The organism is Microcystis aeruginosa FD4, from assembly GCF_009792235.1.
GTDB classification, from domain to species: Bacteria; Cyanobacteriota; Cyanobacteriia; order Cyanobacteriales; family Microcystaceae; genus Microcystis; species Microcystis viridis.
The window spans coordinates 4,406,088-4,426,150 of the sequence record NZ_CP046973.1; the positions used below are offsets into that span (position 1 = coordinate 4,406,088).

The 20,063-nt window shown below is 43.5% G+C and carries 22 protein-coding genes, 1 other RNA gene and 1 pseudogene; 18 read left to right on the plus strand and 6 right to left on the minus strand.

The window, feature by feature from the left end:
• Positions 1-407 precede the first annotated feature (407 nt).
• Entirely contained in the window at positions 408-794 is a 387-nt protein-coding gene (locus GQR42_RS21845; protein WP_158201601.1) for a Pepco domain-containing protein, read from the plus strand.
• On the plus strand, positions 794-2,251 hold the full coding sequence (locus GQR42_RS21850; RefSeq protein WP_158201602.1) for a GUN4 domain-containing protein: 1,458 nt from the start codon (positions 794-796) through the stop codon (positions 2,249-2,251). The genes GQR42_RS21845 and GQR42_RS21850 overlap by 1 nt, the downstream gene beginning before the upstream one ends.
• A gap of 85 nt (positions 2,252-2,336) precedes the next feature.
• Here the strand turns inward: GQR42_RS21850 and GQR42_RS21855 are convergent, their stop codons facing one another.
• The gene (locus tag GQR42_RS21855) at positions 2,337-3,125 is read right to left on the minus strand and encodes a transposase (protein WP_002775429.1); all 789 of its coding nucleotides are present in this window, start codon (positions 3,123-3,125) and stop codon (positions 2,337-2,339) included.
• A gap of 133 nt (positions 3,126-3,258) precedes the next feature.
• On the opposite strand from GQR42_RS21855, the gene GQR42_RS30135 reads away from it, so the two are divergent.
• The 8 genes and pseudogenes from GQR42_RS30135 to dcm form a co-directional block, all read left to right on the plus strand.
• Positions 3,259-3,339 (plus strand): hypothetical protein, encoded by an 81-nt coding sequence (locus GQR42_RS30135; protein WP_371731326.1) that lies wholly within the window; start codon positions 3,259-3,261, stop codon positions 3,337-3,339.
• Positions 3,336-3,545, plus strand: coding sequence for a DUF6887 family protein (locus GQR42_RS21860; protein WP_149989501.1), 210 nt, complete (start codon positions 3,336-3,338; stop codon positions 3,543-3,545). The genes GQR42_RS30135 and GQR42_RS21860 overlap by 4 nt, the downstream gene beginning before the upstream one ends.
• Before the next feature lie 283 nt (positions 3,546-3,828).
• Complete coding sequence (locus GQR42_RS21865) at positions 3,829-4,305, plus strand: type II toxin-antitoxin system VapC family toxin (RefSeq protein WP_158201603.1); 477 nt, start codon at positions 3,829-3,831, stop codon at positions 4,303-4,305.
• Positions 4,302-4,514 (plus strand): hypothetical protein, encoded by a 213-nt coding sequence (locus GQR42_RS21870; RefSeq protein ID WP_158201604.1) that lies wholly within the window; start codon positions 4,302-4,304, stop codon positions 4,512-4,514. Before GQR42_RS21865 ends, GQR42_RS21870 begins: the two co-directional genes overlap by 4 nt.
• Positions 4,515-5,193: 679 nt before the next feature.
• Positions 5,194-5,418: a hypothetical protein gene (locus tag GQR42_RS21875; RefSeq protein ID WP_158201605.1), complete on the plus strand. Its 225-nt coding sequence runs from the start codon at positions 5,194-5,196 to the stop codon at positions 5,416-5,418.
• Between the two features lie 32 nt (positions 5,419-5,450).
• Entirely contained in the window at positions 5,451-5,780 is a 330-nt protein-coding gene (locus GQR42_RS21880) for a DUF6883 domain-containing protein (protein ID WP_149976032.1), read from the plus strand.
• A 2-nt stretch (positions 5,781-5,782) separates the two neighbouring features.
• Positions 5,783-6,031 (plus strand): DUF4926 domain-containing protein, encoded by a 249-nt coding sequence (locus GQR42_RS21885; RefSeq protein ID WP_002789664.1) that lies wholly within the window; start codon positions 5,783-5,785, stop codon positions 6,029-6,031.
• Between the two features lie 46 nt (positions 6,032-6,077).
• Positions 6,078-6,599: pseudogene (gene dcm / locus GQR42_RS21890) on the plus strand (DNA (cytosine-5-)-methyltransferase); the annotation flags it as partial.
• Here the strand turns inward: dcm and GQR42_RS21895 are convergent.
• From GQR42_RS21895 to GQR42_RS21910, 4 genes are all read right to left on the minus strand, one after another.
• Entirely contained in the window at positions 6,564-7,001 is a 438-nt protein-coding gene (locus tag GQR42_RS21895; RefSeq protein WP_158201606.1) for a pentapeptide repeat-containing protein, read from the minus strand. The pseudogene dcm and the gene GQR42_RS21895 overlap by 36 nt on opposite strands.
• A gap of 84 nt (positions 7,002-7,085) precedes the next feature.
• Positions 7,086-8,771, minus strand: coding sequence for a DUF6345 domain-containing protein (locus tag GQR42_RS21900; protein ID WP_158201607.1), 1,686 nt, complete (start codon positions 8,769-8,771; stop codon positions 7,086-7,088).
• Between the two features lie 31 nt (positions 8,772-8,802).
• A complete protein-coding gene (locus tag GQR42_RS21905; RefSeq protein WP_158201608.1) occupies positions 8,803-10,530 on the minus strand; it encodes a M6 family metalloprotease domain-containing protein in 1,728 nt (575 codons plus the stop codon).
• A gap of 137 nt (positions 10,531-10,667) precedes the next feature.
• A complete protein-coding gene (locus GQR42_RS21910) occupies positions 10,668-11,186 on the minus strand; it encodes a response regulator transcription factor (RefSeq protein WP_233271115.1) in 519 nt (172 codons plus the stop codon).
• 572 nt (positions 11,187-11,758) lie between these two features.
• Between GQR42_RS21910 and GQR42_RS21915 the strand changes: the two genes are divergently transcribed.
• The 4 genes from GQR42_RS21915 to GQR42_RS21930 all read left to right on the plus strand — a co-directional run bounded on the left by GQR42_RS21915 (position 11,759) and on the right by GQR42_RS21930 (position 15,244).
• The gene (locus tag GQR42_RS21915) at positions 11,759-12,781 is read left to right on the plus strand and encodes a DNA cytosine methyltransferase (RefSeq protein WP_158201610.1); all 1,023 of its coding nucleotides are present in this window, start codon (positions 11,759-11,761) and stop codon (positions 12,779-12,781) included.
• Between the two features lie 3 nt (positions 12,782-12,784).
• Positions 12,785-12,997 (plus strand): HaeII family restriction endonuclease, encoded by a 213-nt coding sequence (locus GQR42_RS21920; protein ID WP_233271116.1) that lies wholly within the window; start codon positions 12,785-12,787, stop codon positions 12,995-12,997.
• Positions 12,998-13,274: 277 nt separating this feature from the next.
• Complete coding sequence (locus GQR42_RS21925) at positions 13,275-13,697, plus strand: HaeII family restriction endonuclease (RefSeq protein ID WP_233271117.1); 423 nt, start codon at positions 13,275-13,277, stop codon at positions 13,695-13,697.
• Between the two features lie 266 nt (positions 13,698-13,963).
• Positions 13,964-15,244 (plus strand): HhoA/HhoB/HtrA family serine endopeptidase, encoded by a 1,281-nt coding sequence (locus tag GQR42_RS21930; RefSeq protein WP_158201611.1) that lies wholly within the window; start codon positions 13,964-13,966, stop codon positions 15,242-15,244.
• 819 nt (positions 15,245-16,063) lie between these two features.
• Here the strand turns inward: GQR42_RS21930 and GQR42_RS21935 are convergent.
• A complete protein-coding gene (locus GQR42_RS21935) occupies positions 16,064-17,251 on the minus strand; it encodes an RNA-guided endonuclease InsQ/TnpB family protein (protein ID WP_158201612.1) in 1,188 nt (395 codons plus the stop codon).
• 130 nt (positions 17,252-17,381) lie between these two features.
• Here GQR42_RS21935 and GQR42_RS21940 point away from each other — a divergent pair, with 130 nt between their 5' ends.
• The 4 genes from GQR42_RS21940 to GQR42_RS21955 all read left to right on the plus strand — a co-directional run bounded on the left by GQR42_RS21940 (position 17,382) and on the right by GQR42_RS21955 (position 19,846).
• Positions 17,382-17,657 (plus strand): type II toxin-antitoxin system Phd/YefM family antitoxin, encoded by a 276-nt coding sequence (locus GQR42_RS21940; RefSeq protein WP_233271118.1) that lies wholly within the window; start codon positions 17,382-17,384, stop codon positions 17,655-17,657.
• Positions 17,657-18,097: a type II toxin-antitoxin system VapC family toxin gene (locus GQR42_RS21945; RefSeq protein ID WP_002784674.1), complete on the plus strand. Its 441-nt coding sequence runs from the start codon at positions 17,657-17,659 to the stop codon at positions 18,095-18,097. Before GQR42_RS21940 ends, GQR42_RS21945 begins: the two co-directional genes overlap by 1 nt.
• Positions 18,098-18,279: 182 nt before the next feature.
• Positions 18,280-18,670: a transfer-messenger RNA gene (gene ssrA, locus GQR42_RS21950) on the plus strand.
• A gap of 9 nt (positions 18,671-18,679) precedes the next feature.
• Complete coding sequence (locus tag GQR42_RS21955; protein ID WP_158201613.1) at positions 18,680-19,846, plus strand: pyridoxal phosphate-dependent aminotransferase; 1,167 nt, start codon at positions 18,680-18,682, stop codon at positions 19,844-19,846.
• Positions 19,847-20,063 lie beyond the last annotated feature (217 nt).

The following is a 20,063-nucleotide window of genomic DNA, read 5'->3' on the forward strand; positions in this document are numbered from 1 at the left end:
TCACTCTAGATTGACATCCTCGCCGCCGTAAAACGGACGGCGATTCCTCACCACGCCACTTTTTTAGGGTGGTCGCGTCAACGGGGTTGACGCAGATAGCGAAAAACGCTTAATTGCTTAAGTCTGACACTTTCGACCCGTCCGTTTTCAGTGTCCGAATGCCCTCCGGCCACCTTGAACAAGTCGAAAAAATCTCATGTTCAACCTTATTTCCTAGAAAGTTTTACTCGTTCAAGGCCGAATTTGAAGTCTTTTCTGAACGAAACCCCTTACTATCTGTTGTCAAGGTTCAGTTTTTAGCTTGGTTATCGCTTTTTCCATTGTAGCTTAAAGCCGTCCTAAAAGGACGGGGTTTTAACCCAAATTTTCTATAATAAAGAGAACCATTGCCGAAAAACGAGAACGCTATGCCAGAAGAAACTATTTGGATTATCACCGCAGAAGATACCCCCGTCAGCGTCGATAAAGATGCGAAAGGAAACGACACCTATGACAATCCCTGGGACAAAAGGAAAACTATCACCGAAGCGGCGACTCGCGGCGTAAAAGTGAGCATAGAGAAGCTAGAGACAGAACTTTCCCATTTTCTCCAGCTTATCGGCAAAGTCTTCAATCAAGCACAGAAACAGGTCAACCAACAAACCGGTTTTAAACTCGATGAAGTAGAGCTTTGCGTAGAGATTACCGGAGAAGGTGAGGTAAAATTATTAGGGACGGGGATTAAGACCGGCACCAAAGGCGGATTAACCCTAAAATTTAAGCGAGACGAGAAAAATACACCGACTGCGGACTAATGGCGAATCATGGGTTAATTATCGGGATAAATCAATATCAGCGCTTGAAACCGCTCAAATGTGCCAAGCAGGACGCGGTAGAGATGGCGCGTTATTGTCGTGACGAGATTAATTTCGAGGAAGTTTTCCTGTTTACCGATGAGTCTGACCCAATAACCGCGCCGAATGGTTCCCAACAGGAGACGAAACCGACGTACACAAATCTAATGGCTTTCCTGCACGACTTTTTCGAGTCGCAACGCTTGGAAACCGGCGATAACTTCTGGTTTTTCTTCAGTGGTCACGGATTACGCCATCAGGGACAGGATTACCTCGTTCCCAGCGAGGGACACCCGACCTTAATCGAACAGACGACCATTTCCCTCAATTACGTTACCCAACGTTTACGGAGATGCGGCGCGGACAATATCATTCTCTTTCTCGATGCCTGTCGCAACGAGAACGACTTTAGCAATAAATCCGTAGGCTGGCAAAAGCAACAGGGAGTGATAACCATCGCTTCCTGTAGTCCGACGGGGGAATCCTACGAAATTCCCGAAATGCAACAGGGTTCGTTTACATTTGCCCTTTTAGAAGCGCTACGAATCCAAGGGGAAAATAACTGCGCTACGGTAGAAAGACTCTGTAATCGTCTCCGCGAAAGGATTCCAGAAATCAACCGACAACACAACAAACCCCCGCAAACTCTCCATTCTATTGTCGAACCGCATTATAAAAATCATCTGATTCTGTTACCGAAACAGGCAATCATCGCCGATATAGAGTTATTGCGAGTGGAAGCTTTAGAGTTGGAAGTGGAGGGAAAGCTAGAGGAAGCGCGACAGTTGATGAGACGAGTTCTGGCTTTGGATACAACCAGACCTAAATACTGGCAAGATTACGACAGAATTAATCGAAAATTAGCACAACAACCCATCCCACCGTCCCCTAAAACGGAACCGACAAATGGCGAGTCGGCGAAAACGATAACAGAAACCCCGAAACCCGCGTCACCGCCAGAAATCGAACTCAAAAGTGCCAAAGGAATCGATTATCGGAAATTAGAAGATTTATTAAAACGGCAGCAATGGAAGCAAGCGGACGAGGAAACCGCCAACGTGATGCTACAGGCTGCCAACCGCACAGAAGACAGATGGCTACGGGAAGAGGATATCGATAATTTTCCCTGCGAGGATTTGCGAACCATTGACCAATTATGGGTTAAATATAGTGGCGGTCGCTTTGGTTTTTCCGTGCAGGCGAAAATCTACCGCGAACTTGGTGGGACGCGGCTAGAGAATGAAAGAGTTTGGCAAGCTTTCGGAGATGGGGTAGGCTGGCGAGTGAATAAAAGCTGGATATACTACAAAGATGTTACTTTTGACCTAAAAGCACCCCTAGGACACCTCCCTCGTGGTATAAGGGAATTAAAGGGTTGGGTGTCTCTCTTCTCTCGCGTCGAGACTTGTAAAATGTAACATATAAAGGTAACAGCCAATTTTTAAGAATTGTATCAGGTTGGTTTTCCACGAAGCCATGCGGGTTCTGGGTTTTCGATACCTGTCACCCAGGCCCCGCGTCCTGTCCGCGACATGATTGTAGTATGTCCCCGGCGACGCGGGGGTTGTAGGCGTTGGCAAAAACGAACTGATCCGCCACCGCGAGAATTTCTGGGGTGACTTCCTCCCACTCCTCCCAGAGAGACAATTGGCCTGGAGAGGATTTTTTAGACCTTTTCTTCGGCTTTATCCCCGCGAGTAGCTTACTTCCCCAGTGGTTGCGGGTTTCCGGCTTCGGTCGCGGCCGGTATTTCTTGCAGAATCCGCGATATTTGGCCGCGCATTCCTCTAGGGTTTCCCCCAGACTCAAAAACGCAGGATGCCAAGTGGTTAAGCCATCGTCTCCGAGTCGGTCATAGACCCCGTAATCGCTAAAATCGTAGAAGAATCCGACTTGGACTCCCGCAGCCTTCGGATTGGCGTGAATATAGCGTAGGGTATTCAGCGCTCGCTTGGTATCTGTGGTGGGAAAGCCGCTACTGTGATAGCGTTTCTCCCAGAAGTGACCAGTTCGATTCAGCATTCGGTTAAAACACATGGCGGTGTACCAGTTCAACCAGTGCATGATTTTGGGCAAGTCTTCTGCGTCTTTCGGTTCGATGAGATAGTGAATATGGTTACTCATCACACAGAGCGCGTAGAGTTTGAATCCGTACTTCTCGATCGCTTTTTTGATAGCGTAGAGTAACACCTGTCGGCATTCTAGACGGGTGAGGCGAAATTCTCGGTTATTACAGCGAATGGTTATATGATAGGAATAACCTGGGATTAGTTCTCGTTTTGCTCGTGACATTTTGCGTATTTTTCCCCGCGAGGACTTGTAGAATATAACACCTAACAGAAAGATACCGCTATCTTTATTTGTCAGTTGCTTATCTTTTTTCTACCAACCGATATACCTATTCCGCTATGATAGCCGACTCAAAATTATTTATATTTTAGCGGGAACCAATGAAGACATCAGCATTTTAATCGATGAACAGGGAAATTGGGACTTTGAATTATGAAAAAATCACCTTCGGAAATGACTAACGCAGAACTCCGTCAGTATCTTTCGGAACATCGAAATGAAGAAGCTATTTTTAGTGAAGCACTAGAAGTATTATTAAGCCGAAAAAAAGACAGTTTTAAATATCCCGCACCTCAAACGATGTCCTATAAAGAAATAGAAACGATTTTCAAGGAAAAATTAAATCAAATAATTGAGGAATAGAAATCGTGCGTTATGCGATTATTATCGAAAAAGTGCGATGCCGAAGGCACTGCGTAGCAGCACGCCGATTTTGTAGGGTGCGTTAACGCGCGTGTAACGCACCGCTAATGTTTGGGATAAAATGGAGAAGTTTCAATGGGATCAAGTGCGATCGCTCTGAGAAATGATCGAGGTCAAGCATGACAGTGCAATAACTTCGTTACAGAGATAGGATAGTAGAATAGAGGGGGCTACCATACGGCTGCTTCAGGCTTTAATTTAGTCTTGTCGATCAGTTATTATCATGAAAGAAAAAGTGTACTTGGATTCCACGGTTCCGAGTTATTACTTTGATGAGCGTGAAAATCTAAAAGCTTTTACCGAAATCACAAGGAAGTGGTGGTCGGAGATGTCCAGTTATTATGATTTATATATTTCGGATGCCGTGCTTCAAGAACTAACCAACGGAAACTATCCGCGTAAAGCTGAAATTATTCATTTGGTTTCGACGATTCCTTTACTACCGCCGACTTCTGCTCTTGAACAAGTTGTCGAGTTTTATCTTGCCAACTATGTCATGCCAAGGTCTCTTGTGGGCGACGCTCTACATCTTGCCTATGCCAGCTATTTCGACATTCAATATCTCGTTACTTGGAATTGCAACCACCTAGCGAATGCTAACAAACGGAAGCATATTCGCGTTATCAATGCCCGCCTTGGTTTGTCAACACCTGAAATTGTCACACCACTTGAACTATTCAAAGAGGAGAATAACTTATGATCCGCTCAGAGATTTTGCAAGAAAAAGATAAAACTCAAACAAGATTATCGGAGGAATGCACGTCTATCCATGACTATTTAGTTAAGTCTCGCATTGCTGCGGAAAAGGCTGCGGAATCCTACGGGTTTACTCTCAAGTATGCTGAAGAAATTCATAAAATTCGAGAAGAACACGGCAAAGCTTTCAACGCCAACACAACAGCCTCGTAGGTTGGGTGGAACGAAACAATACTGGCTCGAAAATGGCTCAGTTATGAGAAATTTGCACGGTGAATAGATAACTTTATGAGAAAATGGAAAGGTAATGCAATCCTCTAAGCCAGATGACTATAGCAGAGCTATTTCCTACTTTGAGAAGTCTGCCTCGTGCAGACAAGTTGAAGGTGATGCAATTTCTGATCGCAGAACTAAGTAAGGACGAGGAGCCAAGCCTACAGCCAGGAGCAACATATTTACTCTCGTCGCCGCTTAATTCACACGCAGCGGCGCAGCAACTTGCTCAACTGCTAGATTCGGATCAAGCAACGCACAATGGGTAATGCCCAACGATTTAACTTTACCGAAGGATTCGATGGGTTTGGTGTCCCCGATGCCTTGCCTCAACTACCTATATCTCTCACATACCAAGATAGATCCGTAGAGTTTTCAGCACTGTTAGACACGGGTGCAAGTGTCAATGTCTTACCGTACAGCCAAAGCTGATTCAAAGTGCGGCGTTGGCGTACAGAATTAGTAACTATATCGAGACTTAAAAGTTAAGGCAATTTACTATTATAGTTGGTTATCAGAGCGAACGGTGATATGATAGGAATAGGCTGCGGTTAGTTCTAATTTTTTTTTGTGACATTTTCGGGTTTTATAGAATATCCATCTCGCTGGGATTTCAATTATGAAAGGTATTCAGTATATTGTCGATGAAACAGGAGAAAAAACAGCAGTTGTTAATGAGTTTTATCAAAATTTACTCGATCGCTCTCCCGTAAACGAAGACTGGATAAATCGATCGCCTTTTCGAGAAAAATTAGATCAAGCTCTCCCATGGAATGCTAATCATCCACCGCAGTTATCAGATCTAGAATCCCTAGAGAGCAAACTCGAAAATAATGAGTGCTGAAGAAAAGGCTAGAAAACTAAGTAGATTGAGCGATGCAAATTCCATCTAAAGCAATTATTCCAGAGGATAAACTTACTCGTTATCTTCTCGTATTCAGAGACAAAGATGACAAATCAAAATTTTTAGCACAAGCAGGATTTACTCTCGATAATGCGGCCAGTTTGCAAAAAGCGATTATTCAGCTAATTACCGTAGAAGATGCGATCAAAGATGGTAAAAATGAATACGGTATCTTTTATCGAGTTGAAGGAATGCTAGAAGGAGTTAACGGAATCAATTTAGCAGTGGTTACAATATGGATACTGCGATACATTGACGACTGTTTTCAGTTTGTTACTCTCAAGCCCCGAAAGGATAGATAATTATGGATGTTAGATTATACGATCATGTGGTTCTTTGTCTTGATGTTCCCGAAGACAATCTAAAATCGGGAGATGTGGCAGTATTAGTGGATTTAATCCCCCATCCTAGCAATGGCGAAATGGGAGCAATTTTAGAAGTTTTTAACGCTCTCGGTGAGTCAATTTCAGTAGTTACTGTGCCAATTTCGGCGATTAAACCCCTACAAGCAAATGAAATATTTACCGTCCGCTCTTTGGTGAAAGTTGAATAAGTTAAAATCAAAGAGAATATCCCTATCGCTACAATCTCAACTATCGATGAATCTCCTGAAAGATAGTAAAAAAATTCGTTTTATTGACCTCTTTTGTGGTTTAGGAGGGTTTCGAGTCGCGATTGAACAAGTTTGTCGCCAAAAAAACTTAGCATCTGATTGTGTCTTTTCCTGTGATATAGATAAAGATGCTCAGGCAATTTATCACGCTAATTTTGGCGACCAACCCCAGGGAGATATTACCGAAATTGCTGCCCTAGATATTCCCAATCACGATATTTTAATGGCAGGTTTTCCCTGTCAACCCTTTAGTATTTGTGGTGATTTAAAGGGATTTGAAGATACCAGAGGCACGCTATTTTTTGAGATTGCCCGTATTTTAAAAGCCAAACAACCCGCAGCATTTATTCTGGAAAATGTCAAGCAATTGCAAGGACATCAACAGGGAAAAACCTTGCAAGTTATTCTCGATACTCTGCAAGATTTAGATTACTATACCGATTATCGGGTTTTGAATGCTCTTAATTTTGGCCTACCGCAAAAAACGGAATCCATCAGGCCATTGGGTTTGAGCATTATAAATAATATCCGTGAGGATGGTATTTTGGAGATTAGCCAGACGCAAATCGGCGCTGCTTAAATCCGCTTGTTGCAAATTGGTTCCTAACAAACTAGCTTGACGGAGAATTGCACCGCCAAGATTGCATTGGCTAAGATTGGCAGTGCCGAGGTTGGCCCCACTAAGGTTAGCTTGACTAAAGTTCGCTTTTGCCGCTTGCACAGACCACAAAATCGCTTTGCTTAAATTGGCACCCCGGAAGTTAACTGATTCTAGATTGGCATAGCTAAAGTCAAATTCACTGAGATTCAGACCAGATAAATCCAAACCTTGTAAATTTTCACCGTTTAAGCCGATCTTTAAGCCAGCATTGATCGCGCTCTCCAGTTGTTGACGGGTGACGCTAGACATTGTGTAGCAAGGAAAAAGTAAAAAAGCCTGTCAAGACGGGCAAGCTCCCCGTCTTGACATGATTAAAACTGGATTCGATCGCAGTTAACCAAACAAGGGTACAGTAACCCAATAACGTTTACGATAACCATTGCCAAAGTTAACTTCGATCGCTTTGCGGGCGATCAAAATCGCCTCATCGCCGTCAATATCGTAGCCAATCTCGGTGGAATTGGGTACAGTGGTGAATTCTAGAGGCATTCCACCGCCACCGCGAGCAGACAGGGAAGCCAATTGTCGGCTAAACTCTGCCGCTAGTAACTGCTCATAGTTGCTAGGTTCGGGTGCTAAGACAGGGGCGATATCACCCTGGGGAGGCGGCGCACTGGCAGAGCGTACAGGACGACTACTTAACTGTTCGAGCGAGCGGACTGATGAATGCACATCGGTGACAGTACCATCGTTATCCAGGGCAATTCGCACCGTACCCGCCCCCGGGGTAATCACTGGGACACCATTAATCAACTGTCGGAATTGGACAATCACACCGGTGGTAAACGGTCCGTCCAATTGTCCCGAACCGTTAGCCGTACCGCCGGCTTCCGAAGATAAGATAATTCGATCGAACACCACTGGGACTTCTTGGTCAAGACCGTAACGCCAGACGGCCTCCTGGGCTAGGGTTTGGGCGCTGTCCATAGCCAAGGGGTTGTAATTATAACGGTTAGGAGTTGCCAAACGAACATCAATTGACCCATCACTACCGTAGGCGATGCTTTGTTCCCCCGTCACCAGGCGATAGGAGCCATTTCTGGTACTAGCAACTTCTGAGGGGATTTCCAGGTCAAGACCAAATCGTGCCGCTAGGCTGTGGGCAGCCGGTCGAGTAGCGTCTAGGGGTTGCAAACGACCGACGAGGAGATGCTGGGGTAAGACCAGTTGTGGTTGGCTACTGCGAGCCACATTGTACCATCGCCACCAATACCAAGCATTACTGACCCGTTCGCGAGAAAAATAGCGTTCATTAAAGAGACGATTTTTCGCCTCATCGGCACTGGCGCCACAGGCCACCACCGAGGGGGCCTGGTCGTGGGCAATGCGCCAACTAGCATCTAACCAAGCGGTACTAAAAGACTTATTCTTGTTCCATTCTTCCCAGAAAAACTTACCGTAATTGGGATTATCCCAACTAACAGTTTCATAGCCGAAGAGCATTCGCCAACCGCGATTACTAGGATTCCAAGTCCGAATCGGGTTGTGACCACCCAGAACCCGCAGGGAAAGACAGGTAGACAGAAAAATGTATCTGACCCGCTCGTTACCCCAAACTAACTTATCACTGCTAGAGACGATCGTACAACCTTCGTTACCCCACGGTTTGCTCATCGGTAGATAAAACACGCCATTGGCATCCATCCCGCCATGACCAGAGTGATAGAAGGCCATGACCGCATCTACCCCGTAGGTATCTTGCCAATCATCGTAGGGTTCGTAGTAAAGCCAGGGTTGTACGCCACAATCCTGATACCAAAAGTTTAAGGGGGCAAACTTTTTCACATAGTCTAACCAGCCTTGGGCATCTTCATGGGTATAGCGCAGGGTGCCAAAGGAGCAACCACAGCCCACTTCAATACTACAGCCGCCATAGAGATTCGCTCCGCCACGCAGGCCATCTTTGCTATCCTGACCGAGGGGGTTTTCGGCAAAGAGAGGAACGGAGGGAATTTCTGGTGTTTCGGACTGAGGAACGTTAGCTGCGGGGGGAATTTGAGTCGGTTGTGCTAATGTCATGGTATTTTCCTCGTTAAATCTTGAAAAAGTTTTAAAAAACGTAAATTTCCTGAATCACGTCGTTTTCCAGACGCAGATCGACGGGAAATTTTCTTTCCTTAGCGGCGGACAGCAGGGTAAGCATCCCCAAGAAAACACTGTCACTCTCGCTGGCAATCTTGCGCCAGCCGAGGCCCTCCACATAGGCGGCCGCATTGCGTTCTTGGTTAATCATCCACAAACCGGTAATCTGCTTTTTCTTTAGCCAAGCACTGCCGGGGACAGTGAAGGTCATCGTGGCACCAATAGCAGAAATCTGGGCGATTTTTAAGCCAGAGTTGCTACCATCCCACCATTTACTGCTCGGACTGGTGCTATCGGAAAACTCGGTTTTATAGGAGGCTCGAAATAGGTCGGCGTTATCACCAGCATTCACGTCTTTCTCCAAATCGAAGCGATTATCGGCCTGTTCTAAGGAACATTCGTAGTGTTGGCTAGGAGTCATCTGTTCCTCCTCGTTACCATCCTTCTGTTCGTCCACGTGCCAGATGGCTAGGCCCGCATCGGGGAGGAATGTATCCCGGCCAGTTTTCTGCCGGTTTTCGATCAGGAAGTACTCGTTAGCGTTCTTACTGTAGAGGTAAAACTCATTCTTGGCCGCAGGAAGACTGGCGGTAAGACCTGGAGTTATCGCTGTCACTTTGCTGGCCCAACCGGCTTCATTTTTGAGGTAGGCACAGACTTGTACGGGATTTTTATCATTGCCCCCGTAACACATCAGACAATAATTACCCACTCCTGCCGATTGACCGCCATAATCGTAGAGATCGGGAAAATCGCAAATCATGTGACCATTTTCATGACAGAAGGTACGCAAGGTCAGTTCACTACCCATATTGGTAATTTGGTAGTCGTATAACTTCTTGCCCCCCCCGACATCGTAGGGTGAAGCTAAACTCCAGGAATGAGGCCATAGTCCTTCGGCCCAATTGTTGACCCGCGGTCCGACATAGAAGACATTTAAGGCATAAATTAAGCCGTTACTATCACTACTCAACTGACTAAAGTTAAAGCCTTGGGATTTCAAATAATTGAGGGCTTCTAGAATCAGTTCTCGGGCGCGAGTACCATAGTCGATCGCTGGATCGGTATAATAGGAGCGATTATGGGCGGCGGTGTAATATTGGGTGACAACATTGGTATAGGTTAATTTTCCCTGGGAGTTGTCGTAGAAATAATCCCGTACTGACCCTTTATTGCCAAATCCGGCGTAACCAGGTAGGTTACAGAAGTTGCTGACTTCCTGTTGGGAAATGCTGGGGGCAACGTCGGGAAACTGAATCAAGATACATAATCCCACATAGTTGCCCACAGTTACTGTTGAAGCTGGTCTGGCATCAGCACTGGTCGTCGCACTGATTCCCTGCAGCTGAGTTTTTTTTTGCTGACGACGGACTCGCCATTGACTGAACCCGTCCTGTAGCATCGGTGCGCTCTGAGCTTGTTGTTTGGCACTCTCGGTCTGGATGCGTAGATGGGGCTGGATGCCGAGGCTTTGGGGTGCTACTTGGCCGACTATCCCATCGGTCGCTATCAGTTGGCTTTTGTCTTCGGAAAGCTGGGCGTAGGTGTAAAAACCATTGTCAGGGTTTTTGACCACGGTATAGCCATCTAGGGTTTCAAAAACAGCGTAATATTGGTTTCCCGATCCCCTGACCCGGATAGTGCTGCCGTCGGGATTGGTGAAGGTAAATTCCTCATTCACAAAGGGTGTAGGCATAGATTTGATTCTCCTTGCCAAAGAAATTTTGGCTTTCTCGATAAGAAGCTCTGTTCAAGAAAGGCTTCAGGACAATGCACAATTTCAATAATCATCAAATTTTTCTGGGTTAACAATACGATGATCCGCGTAGGGAATTATGAAGATATCGCTGCAATCTGCCCTTTCAGTAGCCCCAACTTTTCGAGGGCAACTATAACCGCTGCCGTCCGAGTTTGTACCCCTAGTTTCCCGTGAATATGTTCTAGATGTTTTCGCACGGTTCCTTCGCTACATCCGATCACTTTTGCTATGGCGGCATTACTTTTATCTCGGGCAATCCAAAATAGCACTTCTGCTTCCCTTTTAGTCAGTCCCAACAATTCTAAGGCCGCAATCGAAAAACAGGGCAGTTCTTGTTCTTCTAAGAGTAGGAGAAACTGTTCTCCGATCAGAGTGGGAATCAGAAAAATGATTAACTGTCGTCCCTCTTGTTCTAGGCGTAAGGGTGAGCAGGAAAAGGCTTGGTCATCCTTGGCCAGGAGTCGGGCAATCTGATGTTTAAACCACTTTTGCAAGGGTTCTGGTAAGGTATTCGGGGTATGAGAGAGGGAATACTGGTACAGCAATTGTTCAGATCGTTCCGTAAGTATTTGCACGCTTCCAGCTATATCCATGACTATTAAACCTATCTGCTGGCAAAATTGGGGTAATCGTGGCGTTATTGCTTTTATTTGATTATGTTTGTCCTTATTGTTTTCTGGCTCTCTCTGTGGGCTAGATAGCAAAGCTGCGAGACAGCGATCGCAACTTACCGAGAGCTTTGGCATCAATCCCATAAATTTCTCCGCTATTCAAATAATTATCACAAAATCCATCTTTCTGCCTTGGTGGTGACGGTCTTATCTCAAGGCCTAGTGCTTGCTCAGAATGTCTGTACTTTTAGAAAGCAGCAAATAGGCAACAGAAAATTAGGAAACAAACAAGAACCTATCTATGTCATGGCCAATTCAAGTCTGAATTGCATTACTGTCTGATCTATCTTCATAGAATACCTAATTCCGGTTACGAAAGTCAAGACATTTTCGAGGACAATTGTTAATCAAGTTTACGGCTCTTTCTACCTCCTCAAACTTGGCAAAAAATACCTCTAAAGTTCGATTGATTTTTTGATGTAGCTGTGCTATAACACGATGAATTATCCCCATTAAGTTAGGATATTATCGAGGTCTTGCCAGGGATGTGATCGATGAATTTACTTAAAGATAAGCAGAAAATTCGTTTTATTGACCTCTTTTGTGGTTTAGGAGGGTTTCGAGTCGCAATTGAACAAGTTTGTCGCCAAAAAAACTTAGAATATGATTGTGTCTTTTCCTGTGATATAGATAAAGATGCTCAGGCAATTTATCACACTAATTTTGGCGACCAACCCCAGGGAGATATTACCGAAATTGCTGCCCTAGATATTGCTAATCACGATATTTTAATGGCAGGTTTTCCCTGTCAACCCTTTAGTATTTGTGGTGATTTAAAGGGATTTGAAGATACCAGAGGCACGCTATTTTTTGAGATTGCCCGTATTTTAAAAGCCAAACAACCCGCAGCATTTATTCTAGAAAATGTCAAGCAATTGCAGGTACATCAACAGGGAAAAACCTTGCAAGTTATTCTCGATACTCTGCAAAATTTAGATTACTATACCGATTATCGGGTTTTGAATGCGCTTAATTTTGGTTTACCGCAAAAACGGGAACGTATTTTTATCGTTGGTTTCCGAGAAGCGAGAGATTTTATCTGGCCAAAACCAGCTTTATCTAGAACAAGTTTAACGGAAATATTAGAGGAAAATGTCTCGGATTTTTATTATGCCTCCGAAAGAATTCAAAAAAGTCGCCTTCTGAAAAGAGAGGGAAAAAAACCTTATAGTGAACCGACTATCTGGCACGAAAATAAAGGAGGTAATGTCAGTGCTTATCCCTATTCCTGTGCCTTGCGAGCGGGAGCATCCTATAATTATTTATTAGTGGATGGTCAAAGACGCTTAACAGCAAGGGAAATGCTACGTTTACAAGGTTTTCCCGATGATTATCAAATTGTCGGCAGTTATCAAACTATGCGAAAATTAACGGGTAATAGTGTAGCGATTTCCTGTGTGGCTGCTGTGGTTAATTCTGTGATCGAGTCTTTGTTAGATGTTGAGCAAGCATCAACTAATTCATTCTCGTTCAATCGAACAACTCAATTAAGTTTATTTTCGACTCAGGAGTTTTAGATAATGGCAAATATTCAAGACGCTAAAATGAGACTTGATAGCATTATTGCTAAAGCTAGAATTGACTTGTATAAGCCAATTCAAATTGCCGAAGTTCTCAGAAAATCTCGGTCAGAAAAAAATATCAAAATTTTAGATTTAAAGACTTATCAAAATCAATCTATTCGTTGGCGAGATGAAGTAATACTAAATGGCTCTATCGAACCTGTCATGTAAAACTATCAATAACTTATGCTTGTAAAGCTTATATACTAAGGCTTTGAGTTTTTGTTAAATTGATATTTATCAACTTTAGAGACTTGCTGGGCAGAGGGGGAGCTTGAGGAATTTTCTACAGTGTAAGTTCGGAAGAACCTACTAAATCCTGTTTAAAAGGTATAGGTGAGCAGCGGAGCGGGGAGCGCCGGAGCAGCGGAGAAGGGAGTGGGGAGAAACAATCCATAACTTGTGAGTTAATCACACTATTAAAAACGGATTTGGTATAACAATAAGATTGCTTAATAAAGTTTCTACATCTTCTGCTAGATATCAACATGATCTATGGAGTACCACAGCAATGTCTCCTGAGTTACTGGAAATTCTTGATAGAGAAAATAAGCGAACAGGGAGAGGTGTAGAACGTTATATTTATTTAAAATTTAGTGAAAGACAAGCTACTGTATCAAGTTTGATTGCCTATATAGACAGTCAAAATGAGAAAAGTTTTGATTTAAAATATTTATTAGATGAGTTTAGTGCTAAAGCAGGAATCCGCAGAAGTATAGACAAAGCATACGAGATTATAGCTGATAGTTTATTTGAAACCATTGTAGTATCTCTGGAGGCAGAGATCACAATCTCTATACCTTTAATAAAACAAGATTTATGGTTCTTCTGTACTTGTTATGCAATCACAAATACCGGACTTGACGAATAAGGTTTTCAGGATAAGCAAAGAGTCCCTAGACCTACCGAAGAACCGAAAATCTACCATTTACCTTTTTCTCTATCTCTCTATCTCTGTATCCACTGGAACAATGACCTTGTAATCAAAACTTCATGTCTGCGTCACAGTAAGTTCATGTCCCCTGCCTAGATTAGAGATAGTCAGTCCTCAGCCGTTTTCCGAAACACTCCTCTCACACCCACGATTATTAGGACTGACTTTCATTCCCTTCTCAGAATGGTTAAACAGTAAAAACTATGACTCACAATATTTTTAACGATAATATTTCCCCGATCAACGAAGGTAATCCCAAACGCTCCAAATCTTCTGTGATGAAAAAACTTTTTGCCTATTCCTCCTTAATGGTTTTGGGTGCTGGGTTAGGCATCGGTGCCACCTACGCCTACAGCCAAAATCCTCTAGAATTAGCCCAAAATATTGCCACCGCTGCCAATAATCCTCGCCCCTCCACACCAGCGGCTGCCGCTCCCTCGTCTCTGGTTATTCCTACCAATTTTGTCGCTTCTGTGGTGCAAGAAGTGGGGCCGGCGGTGGTAAGAATTAATGCTTCTAGGGAAGTCAATGGAGGCGGTGATTTTTCTGAATTTGCTAACGATCCTGTTTTCCGTCGCTTCTTTGGTTCTCAAATACCAGAGGGAGGAGAAAAACAAGTTCAAAGAGGTACAGGTTCGGGGTTTATTATCAGTAATGACGGTAAAATTATCACCAATGCTCACGTTGTCGAGGGAGCAGATAAGGTGACTGTCACCCTCAAAGATGGTCGCACTATCGATGGTAAAGTTTTAGGTAGTGATCCTTTAACTGATGTGGCAGTGGTACAGGTAGAAACGAGCAATTTACCCACGGTTAAATTAGGTAATTCTGATAGTTTACAGGTGGGAGAATGGGCGATCGCTATTGGTAATCCTTTGGGATTAGATAACACTGTCACCACGGGAATTATTAGTGCCAAGGAACGCAATAGCTCCCAAATTGGCGCTAGTGATAAACTGGTAGATTTCCTGCAAACCGATGCGGCAATTAACCCCGGAAATTCCGGCGGACCTTTGTTAAATGCTCGGGGAGAAGTCATCGGAGTTAACACTGCTATCATTCAAAATGCCCAGGGTTTAGGTTTTGCTATTCCGATTAAGACTGCCCAAAGAATCGCCGAACAATTAATCGCTACGGGTAAGGTGGAACATCCCTATCTCGGTGTTCAAATGGTACAGTTAACTTCGGAGGTAAAAGAACAATTAGCCGATAGTCCCATGGCTGATAATTGGACTATCCCCGATGATTCTGGTGTCTTGTTAGTGCGGGTGATGAGAGATTCTCCTGCCGCAGCAGCGGGATTGCGATCGGGTGATGTGTTAAAGTCTGTAGGTGGTAAGAATGTCACCGATCCCGATGCGGTTCAGAAAATTGTTGCTAATACTCAAATCGGCGATAATTTGCCCATAGAAATTAGCCGGCAAGGACAAAAAATTAATCTGAATATTCAAGTGGGTAGCTTGAATACTGCTAACAGATCCTAGTCTGGAAGATAAGTGGTAAAAGACCTAAACTTTATAGAGAGCTTACTAACAAGCTCTCTATATTTCTGGTTTTACTTTTGGCTCTTGAATCGAATAATTATGCTGTAATAGTCTTTCCTGTGGTTACTCTGGGGAGGGAAAAGTCAGAGACAATCAGGGCAAAATGATAAGTATTTTATATATAAATAGCTTCAATGCTTAAAAATATTTAAATTTACAATCGGTAATATTTATTTTTACTTAAGAATTTATTGAGAATAATTTTTATTTATTTACGAGGTTGCAATACTTCCAGCGATTCAGGTATAATTTTGCATTATGCTATGATGGGTTTTGTTGTAATTTTTAGGTTTTTAATGGTCTGGGTTGTCTTAAAACCCTTGCTAAATCTAGATTTTTCCCTTGAGCAAAACCAAACACTTTCGCCAATTGTCCCTTTTTTCCCGAACAACGTTGATCTAATTTTTGTGTAGTTTTGTTGCAAAGTCAAATTTTTTTTGACAAAATGGCTAAATTGTGCTACGGAGATAGATTGTTAATAGGTGGCAATTCAAACCGAGGCAATCAATAATTAGGACTTGCTAAAAAAGTTTGTTGGTGGGGTTAGGAGTCGGTGGTCGGGAGGGGAAGTGAGAAGATCAGACAGAATATGAAGAATGAATGGCGACACAAGGAAAGCCCTGCTCTCAAAGCGTTTTCAATGCTGCTCCGATACGCAATCATCTTCAAACTTGACAACGCCGCCGATCGCGCATCAACCTTGAATCGACTCTGGTTTGACATCCTCGCCGCCGTAAAACGGACGGCGATTCCCAAACCTCACGATTTGGGTTTCTGCTTCTGTCCCGAAGGATTTTTCGCACCTGCCGCCCCAGTTTTACTCTGTTCTGGTCTTATGGTCGCTCTACAGACTGACACCGCAAGTCCTGCGGCCAAAATGTTTTTACTAGCGTTAATATCTCGGTCATGGTGAGTCCCGCAGTCTGGACAATCCCATTCTCGAATATTTAACGGCATTTTCTCAGCAATATGCCCGCAATTACTACACCGCTTAGAACTAGGAAACCATCTATCTATTTCGAGGTAATTTTTCCCGTACCAACGGCATTTATAGGCTAATTGTCGGGTGATTTCTCCCCAGCTTACATCAGATATTGCCTGAGATAATTTCGGGTTTTTGACCAGATTCTTGACGGCTAAATTCTCAACCACAATCGTTTGGTTTTCACGAACTAATTGAGTGGTTAGCTTGTGTAAATGGTCTTTTCTACTATCGGTGATTTGAGCGTGAATTTTGGCTACTTTGATTCTCGCTTTTTCTCGATTTTTTGAGCCTTTCTGTTTTCGAGAAAGGCTTTTCGATGCTCTTCGCAGTCTCTGATAATGCTTTTTAAAATGCTTAGGATTAGATACTTTGTCACCATCGCTGGTAATTACTAGGCTACTAATTCCTAAGTCAATTCCGATGGCTTTATCGGTTGGGGGTAAGGGTTTAATTGTTGGGTCATCAAATCTTATTGAGATATGCCAACGCCCAGAGGGATGCAATCTGACTGTTACTGTACTTGGTTCACAGCTTTCTGGGATTTGTCTTGACCATCGAATAGGTAAAGGTTCTGTGCATTTGGCTAAATAAATTTGTTTGTCTTTAAATTTAAAAGCTGACTTAGTAAATTCGGCACTTCCTCCCTGATGTTTTTTCTTAAAGTTAGGATACTTAGTACGACCAGCAAAGAAGTTAGTAAAAGCTGTTTGTAGGTGTCTTAACCCTTGTGGTAAAGGTCCACAACTAACTTCGTTTAAAAAGTCTAATTCTTCTTGCTTTTTCCAATCAGTTAGCATTGAAGACGTTTCAGTATATCCTACTCTTTCTTGCTTTTCGTACCATGCTTGTGTTCTGAGATGGAGAGCTTTATTGTAAACCAATCTTACACAGCCCAAAGTGCGCCGCAATAGCGACTCTTGTTCGGGTGTGGGGTAAAATCGAAACGAATAGGCTTTTTCCATGTCTCACATTTTAGCATATATTTGGTAAACGATGCTCATATTTAACGGTAAAGCCGTCGTAGAACGACGGGGTTTCAGACCCAAATTTTCGATGAGTGGAAATCGATATACTAGAATTATTATGGTCAAGATGTCCAACTTAAGATCAATGACAAAAATCCTCTCGACAGCCGAAGTGAAAGCGCGTCTTTCCGAATCGATCGATCTTGCTCTCCAAGAGGGCTACGTTGTCATCACCCGCTACGGCAAACCCGTGGCTGCCCTAGTGAGTTACGAAGATATCCGACAATTGCAACGACTGAGAAGCGCTCGTCAGAGGGGAGGGTTAGCGAATTTAAGCGAAAATTGGGAAGATTCAGAAGAATTAGCCGAAGAACTGCATAATATCTTGGACGAGAGAACCTGATGGCTTATCTCTTTGATACCGATGCTATTTCAGAGATGTTACGCAAGCGCCCGCTACTGGACTATCTGCAATGGTTACGATCGCTCGATCGAGAAAATCAATATACTAGCAGTATCACGATCGCCGAACTATATAAAGGTGCGTTCCGTTCCCCCAAGCGCAATCATTTTCTGGAAAAAATCGAAACGAGAATTATCCCCGAATTCACGATCCTGCCATTTGATCGCTTGACAGCGAAAATTTACGGAGAAATTCAAGCGCAACTAGAACAACAGGGAAATATTCTCGCCCATGCCGATTTACAGATCGCATCCACGGCGATTCAATCTAATCTAGAACTGGTTACGGGTAATATTCAACATTTCGCCCGTGTAGAAGCTTTACGGATTAATTACACTCTCGTCCACGCCAGGGCATCTTCAGAAAATGTTCAGAGTTGAGGCAACTTCGGCATCAACCATGGCAGCTGGATCGCAAATATAGGATAACTTTCCCAAAAATCAGCGATAAAAACCTTTTTTACCGATCTAGCCCGGCTCTAACGCCTGGGAAGGGAAAAATCCTCAATTGAGCCGAAATTAGCTTAATCAAAAAATATGCTATAATCAGAATGTAAGCACAAGGGGCCGTAACGGTTTCGACAGGTTAGCGAAAGCTCCCCCGTGATACAGGTCGAGAGTGAGTCTCCTCTCGTAAATCAAAGGCTCAAACAAAAAGTAAATGCGAACAACATCGTTCCTTTCGCTCGTAAAGCCGCTCCTGTAGCTGCCTAATAGTCTCTAATCGACTCGAGCATTCATAGTTTGACTCCGTTAAGGACTATGGATCAACCCCCAACGGATGCCACGTTTAACTTTCTCTAGTTAGTTAACCGTGTAAGCTTTAACTAGAGCATCCCACTGTCCGGGATAAGTGACAGTCCCCGTTTCGAGGGTAATCGAAACTAAACCTGTGAATGAACGGACAGTCAATACCTAATTTGGACAGCAGTTCGACTCTGCTCGGCTCCATTGATTACTTGAATGAGGAACCTTCTCTCCCGCATGGACGGGGTACAAACGCCGATTATTCCCGTAGTCGGTCAGTTAATTAAAGCGAACCCTGGCACTATTTCCCTAGGTCAAGGGATTGTTTCCTATGATCCACCCCGGGAGGCGATCGAATCTCTATCTTTATTCTTAGCCAATCCCAAAAATCATCAATATCAATCTGTGGCGGGAATTCCCCCCTTATTAACGGTAATTAGGGAAAAACTAGCCGAAGATAATCGGGTAGAAATCAGCGATAAACAGGCAATTTTTGTGACGGCGGGCAGTAATATGGCTTTTATGAATGCCATTTTAGCCATTACTTCCCCGGGGGATGAAATTATTCTCAACACTCCCTTTTATTTCAATCATGAAATGGCCATAAAAATGGCTAATTGTCAAGGGATTTTGGTCGCCACAGACAAAAATTATCAATTGCGTCCAGCCGCCATTGAAGAGGCAATCACGGAAAAAACTAAGGCAGTGGTGACGATTTCTCCTAATAACCCTACGGGAGTAGTTTATCCAGAAAATACCCTAAGAGAAGTCAATCGAATTTGTCAAAAAAAGGGCATCTATCACATTCACGATGAGGCTTATGAGTATTTTACCTATAACCATGTCCGCCACTTTTCCCCAGCGGCAATTGTTGGTAGTGAATCCTGGACTATTTCCCTGTTTAGTCTCTCAAAAGCCTACGGTTTTGCCAGTTGGCGCATTGGTTATATGGTAGTACCAGAACATTTATCTGAGGCGATTAATAAGATTCAGGATACTATTTTAATCTGTCCGCCGGTGGTTTCGCAATACGCAGCCCTAGGGGCGTTGCAGGTGGGTAAAAGCTATCCTTTAGAACAGTTAAAAACCATCAGTAAAGTTAGAGAAATTTGCCTGAATGCTCTAGAATCGATTAGGGATATTTGTGATGTTGCTACTGCGGAAGGGGCTTTTTATTTCTTCCTGAAAATTAACACAGACAAGAATGATTTTCAGTTAGTTAAAAGCTTAATTGAGCAGCAGCGGGTGGCGGTGTTACCCGGTTCAACTTTTGGGATAACAGAAGGCTGTTATTTGCGTCTTGCCTACGGTGCTTTATCTCCAGAAACGGCTTTAACGGCAGTGGAAAGATTGGTAAAGGGACTGCGTTATTTTAGTCAGTGATTTTTAATAATAAATACTGGCTTTCTTTCTTGGTTTTTACTTTAAGCTCATACTAAATCCAGTTATTAAAAACTGATTATTTCTTATCCCTTTTGCCTGTTGCCTTTTGCCTCGTCTCAACAAGTAATTTAAATTACGAACAGCTTAAGTAGGTAGGTGTTAAAAATTATCAGATACCCCCCTTATCAAGGGGGGCAGGGGGGATCGAACCTAAAAT

What these genes read in the sequence shown, in the direction of transcription:
- GQR42_RS21910 (WP_233271115.1), bottom strand. Translation starts at nt 11,186, where the DNA reads ATGGATATAGCTGGAAGCGTGCAAATACTTACGGAACGATCTGAACAA.
- GQR42_RS21880 (WP_149976032.1), top strand. Translation starts at nt 5,451, where the DNA reads ATGCAAATTCCATCTAAAGCAATTATTCCAGAGGATAAACTTACTCGT.
- GQR42_RS21845 (WP_158201601.1), top strand. Translation starts at nt 408, where the DNA reads ATGCCAGAAGAAACTATTTGGATTATCACCGCAGAAGATACCCCCGTC.
- GQR42_RS21885 (WP_002789664.1), top strand. Translation starts at nt 5,783, where the DNA reads ATGGATGTTAGATTATACGATCATGTGGTTCTTTGTCTTGATGTTCCC.
- GQR42_RS21865 (WP_158201603.1), top strand. Translation starts at nt 3,829, where the DNA reads ATGAAAGAAAAAGTGTACTTGGATTCCACGGTTCCGAGTTATTACTTT.
- GQR42_RS21915 (WP_158201610.1), top strand. Translation starts at nt 11,759, where the DNA reads ATGAATTTACTTAAAGATAAGCAGAAAATTCGTTTTATTGACCTCTTT.
- GQR42_RS21900 (WP_158201607.1), bottom strand. Translation starts at nt 8,771, where the DNA reads ATGACATTAGCACAACCGACTCAAATTCCCCCCGCAGCTAACGTTCCT.
- GQR42_RS21905 (WP_158201608.1), bottom strand. Translation starts at nt 10,530, where the DNA reads ATGCCTACACCCTTTGTGAATGAGGAATTTACCTTCACCAATCCCGAC.
- GQR42_RS21935 (WP_158201612.1), bottom strand. Translation starts at nt 17,251, where the DNA reads ATGGAAAAAGCCTATTCGTTTCGATTTTACCCCACACCCGAACAAGAG.
- GQR42_RS21875 (WP_158201605.1), top strand. Translation starts at nt 5,194, where the DNA reads ATGAAAGGTATTCAGTATATTGTCGATGAAACAGGAGAAAAAACAGCA.
- GQR42_RS21895 (WP_158201606.1), bottom strand. Translation starts at nt 7,001, where the DNA reads ATGTCTAGCGTCACCCGTCAACAACTGGAGAGCGCGATCAATGCTGGC.
- GQR42_RS21930 (WP_158201611.1), top strand. Translation starts at nt 13,964, where the DNA reads ATGACTCACAATATTTTTAACGATAATATTTCCCCGATCAACGAAGGT.
- GQR42_RS21860 (WP_149989501.1), top strand. Translation starts at nt 3,336, where the DNA reads ATGAAAAAATCACCTTCGGAAATGACTAACGCAGAACTCCGTCAGTAT.
- GQR42_RS21955 (WP_158201613.1), top strand. Translation starts at nt 18,680, where the DNA reads ATGAGGAACCTTCTCTCCCGCATGGACGGGGTACAAACGCCGATTATT.
- GQR42_RS21945 (WP_002784674.1), top strand. Translation starts at nt 17,657, where the DNA reads ATGGCTTATCTCTTTGATACCGATGCTATTTCAGAGATGTTACGCAAG.
- GQR42_RS21850 (WP_158201602.1), top strand. Translation starts at nt 794, where the DNA reads ATGGCGAATCATGGGTTAATTATCGGGATAAATCAATATCAGCGCTTG.
- GQR42_RS21870 (WP_158201604.1), top strand. Translation starts at nt 4,302, where the DNA reads ATGATCCGCTCAGAGATTTTGCAAGAAAAAGATAAAACTCAAACAAGA.
- GQR42_RS21855 (WP_002775429.1), bottom strand. Translation starts at nt 3,125, where the DNA reads ATGTCACGAGCAAAACGAGAACTAATCCCAGGTTATTCCTATCATATA.
- GQR42_RS21920 (WP_233271116.1), top strand. Translation starts at nt 12,785, where the DNA reads ATGGCAAATATTCAAGACGCTAAAATGAGACTTGATAGCATTATTGCT.
- GQR42_RS21940 (WP_233271118.1), top strand. Translation starts at nt 17,382, where the DNA reads ATGTCCAACTTAAGATCAATGACAAAAATCCTCTCGACAGCCGAAGTG.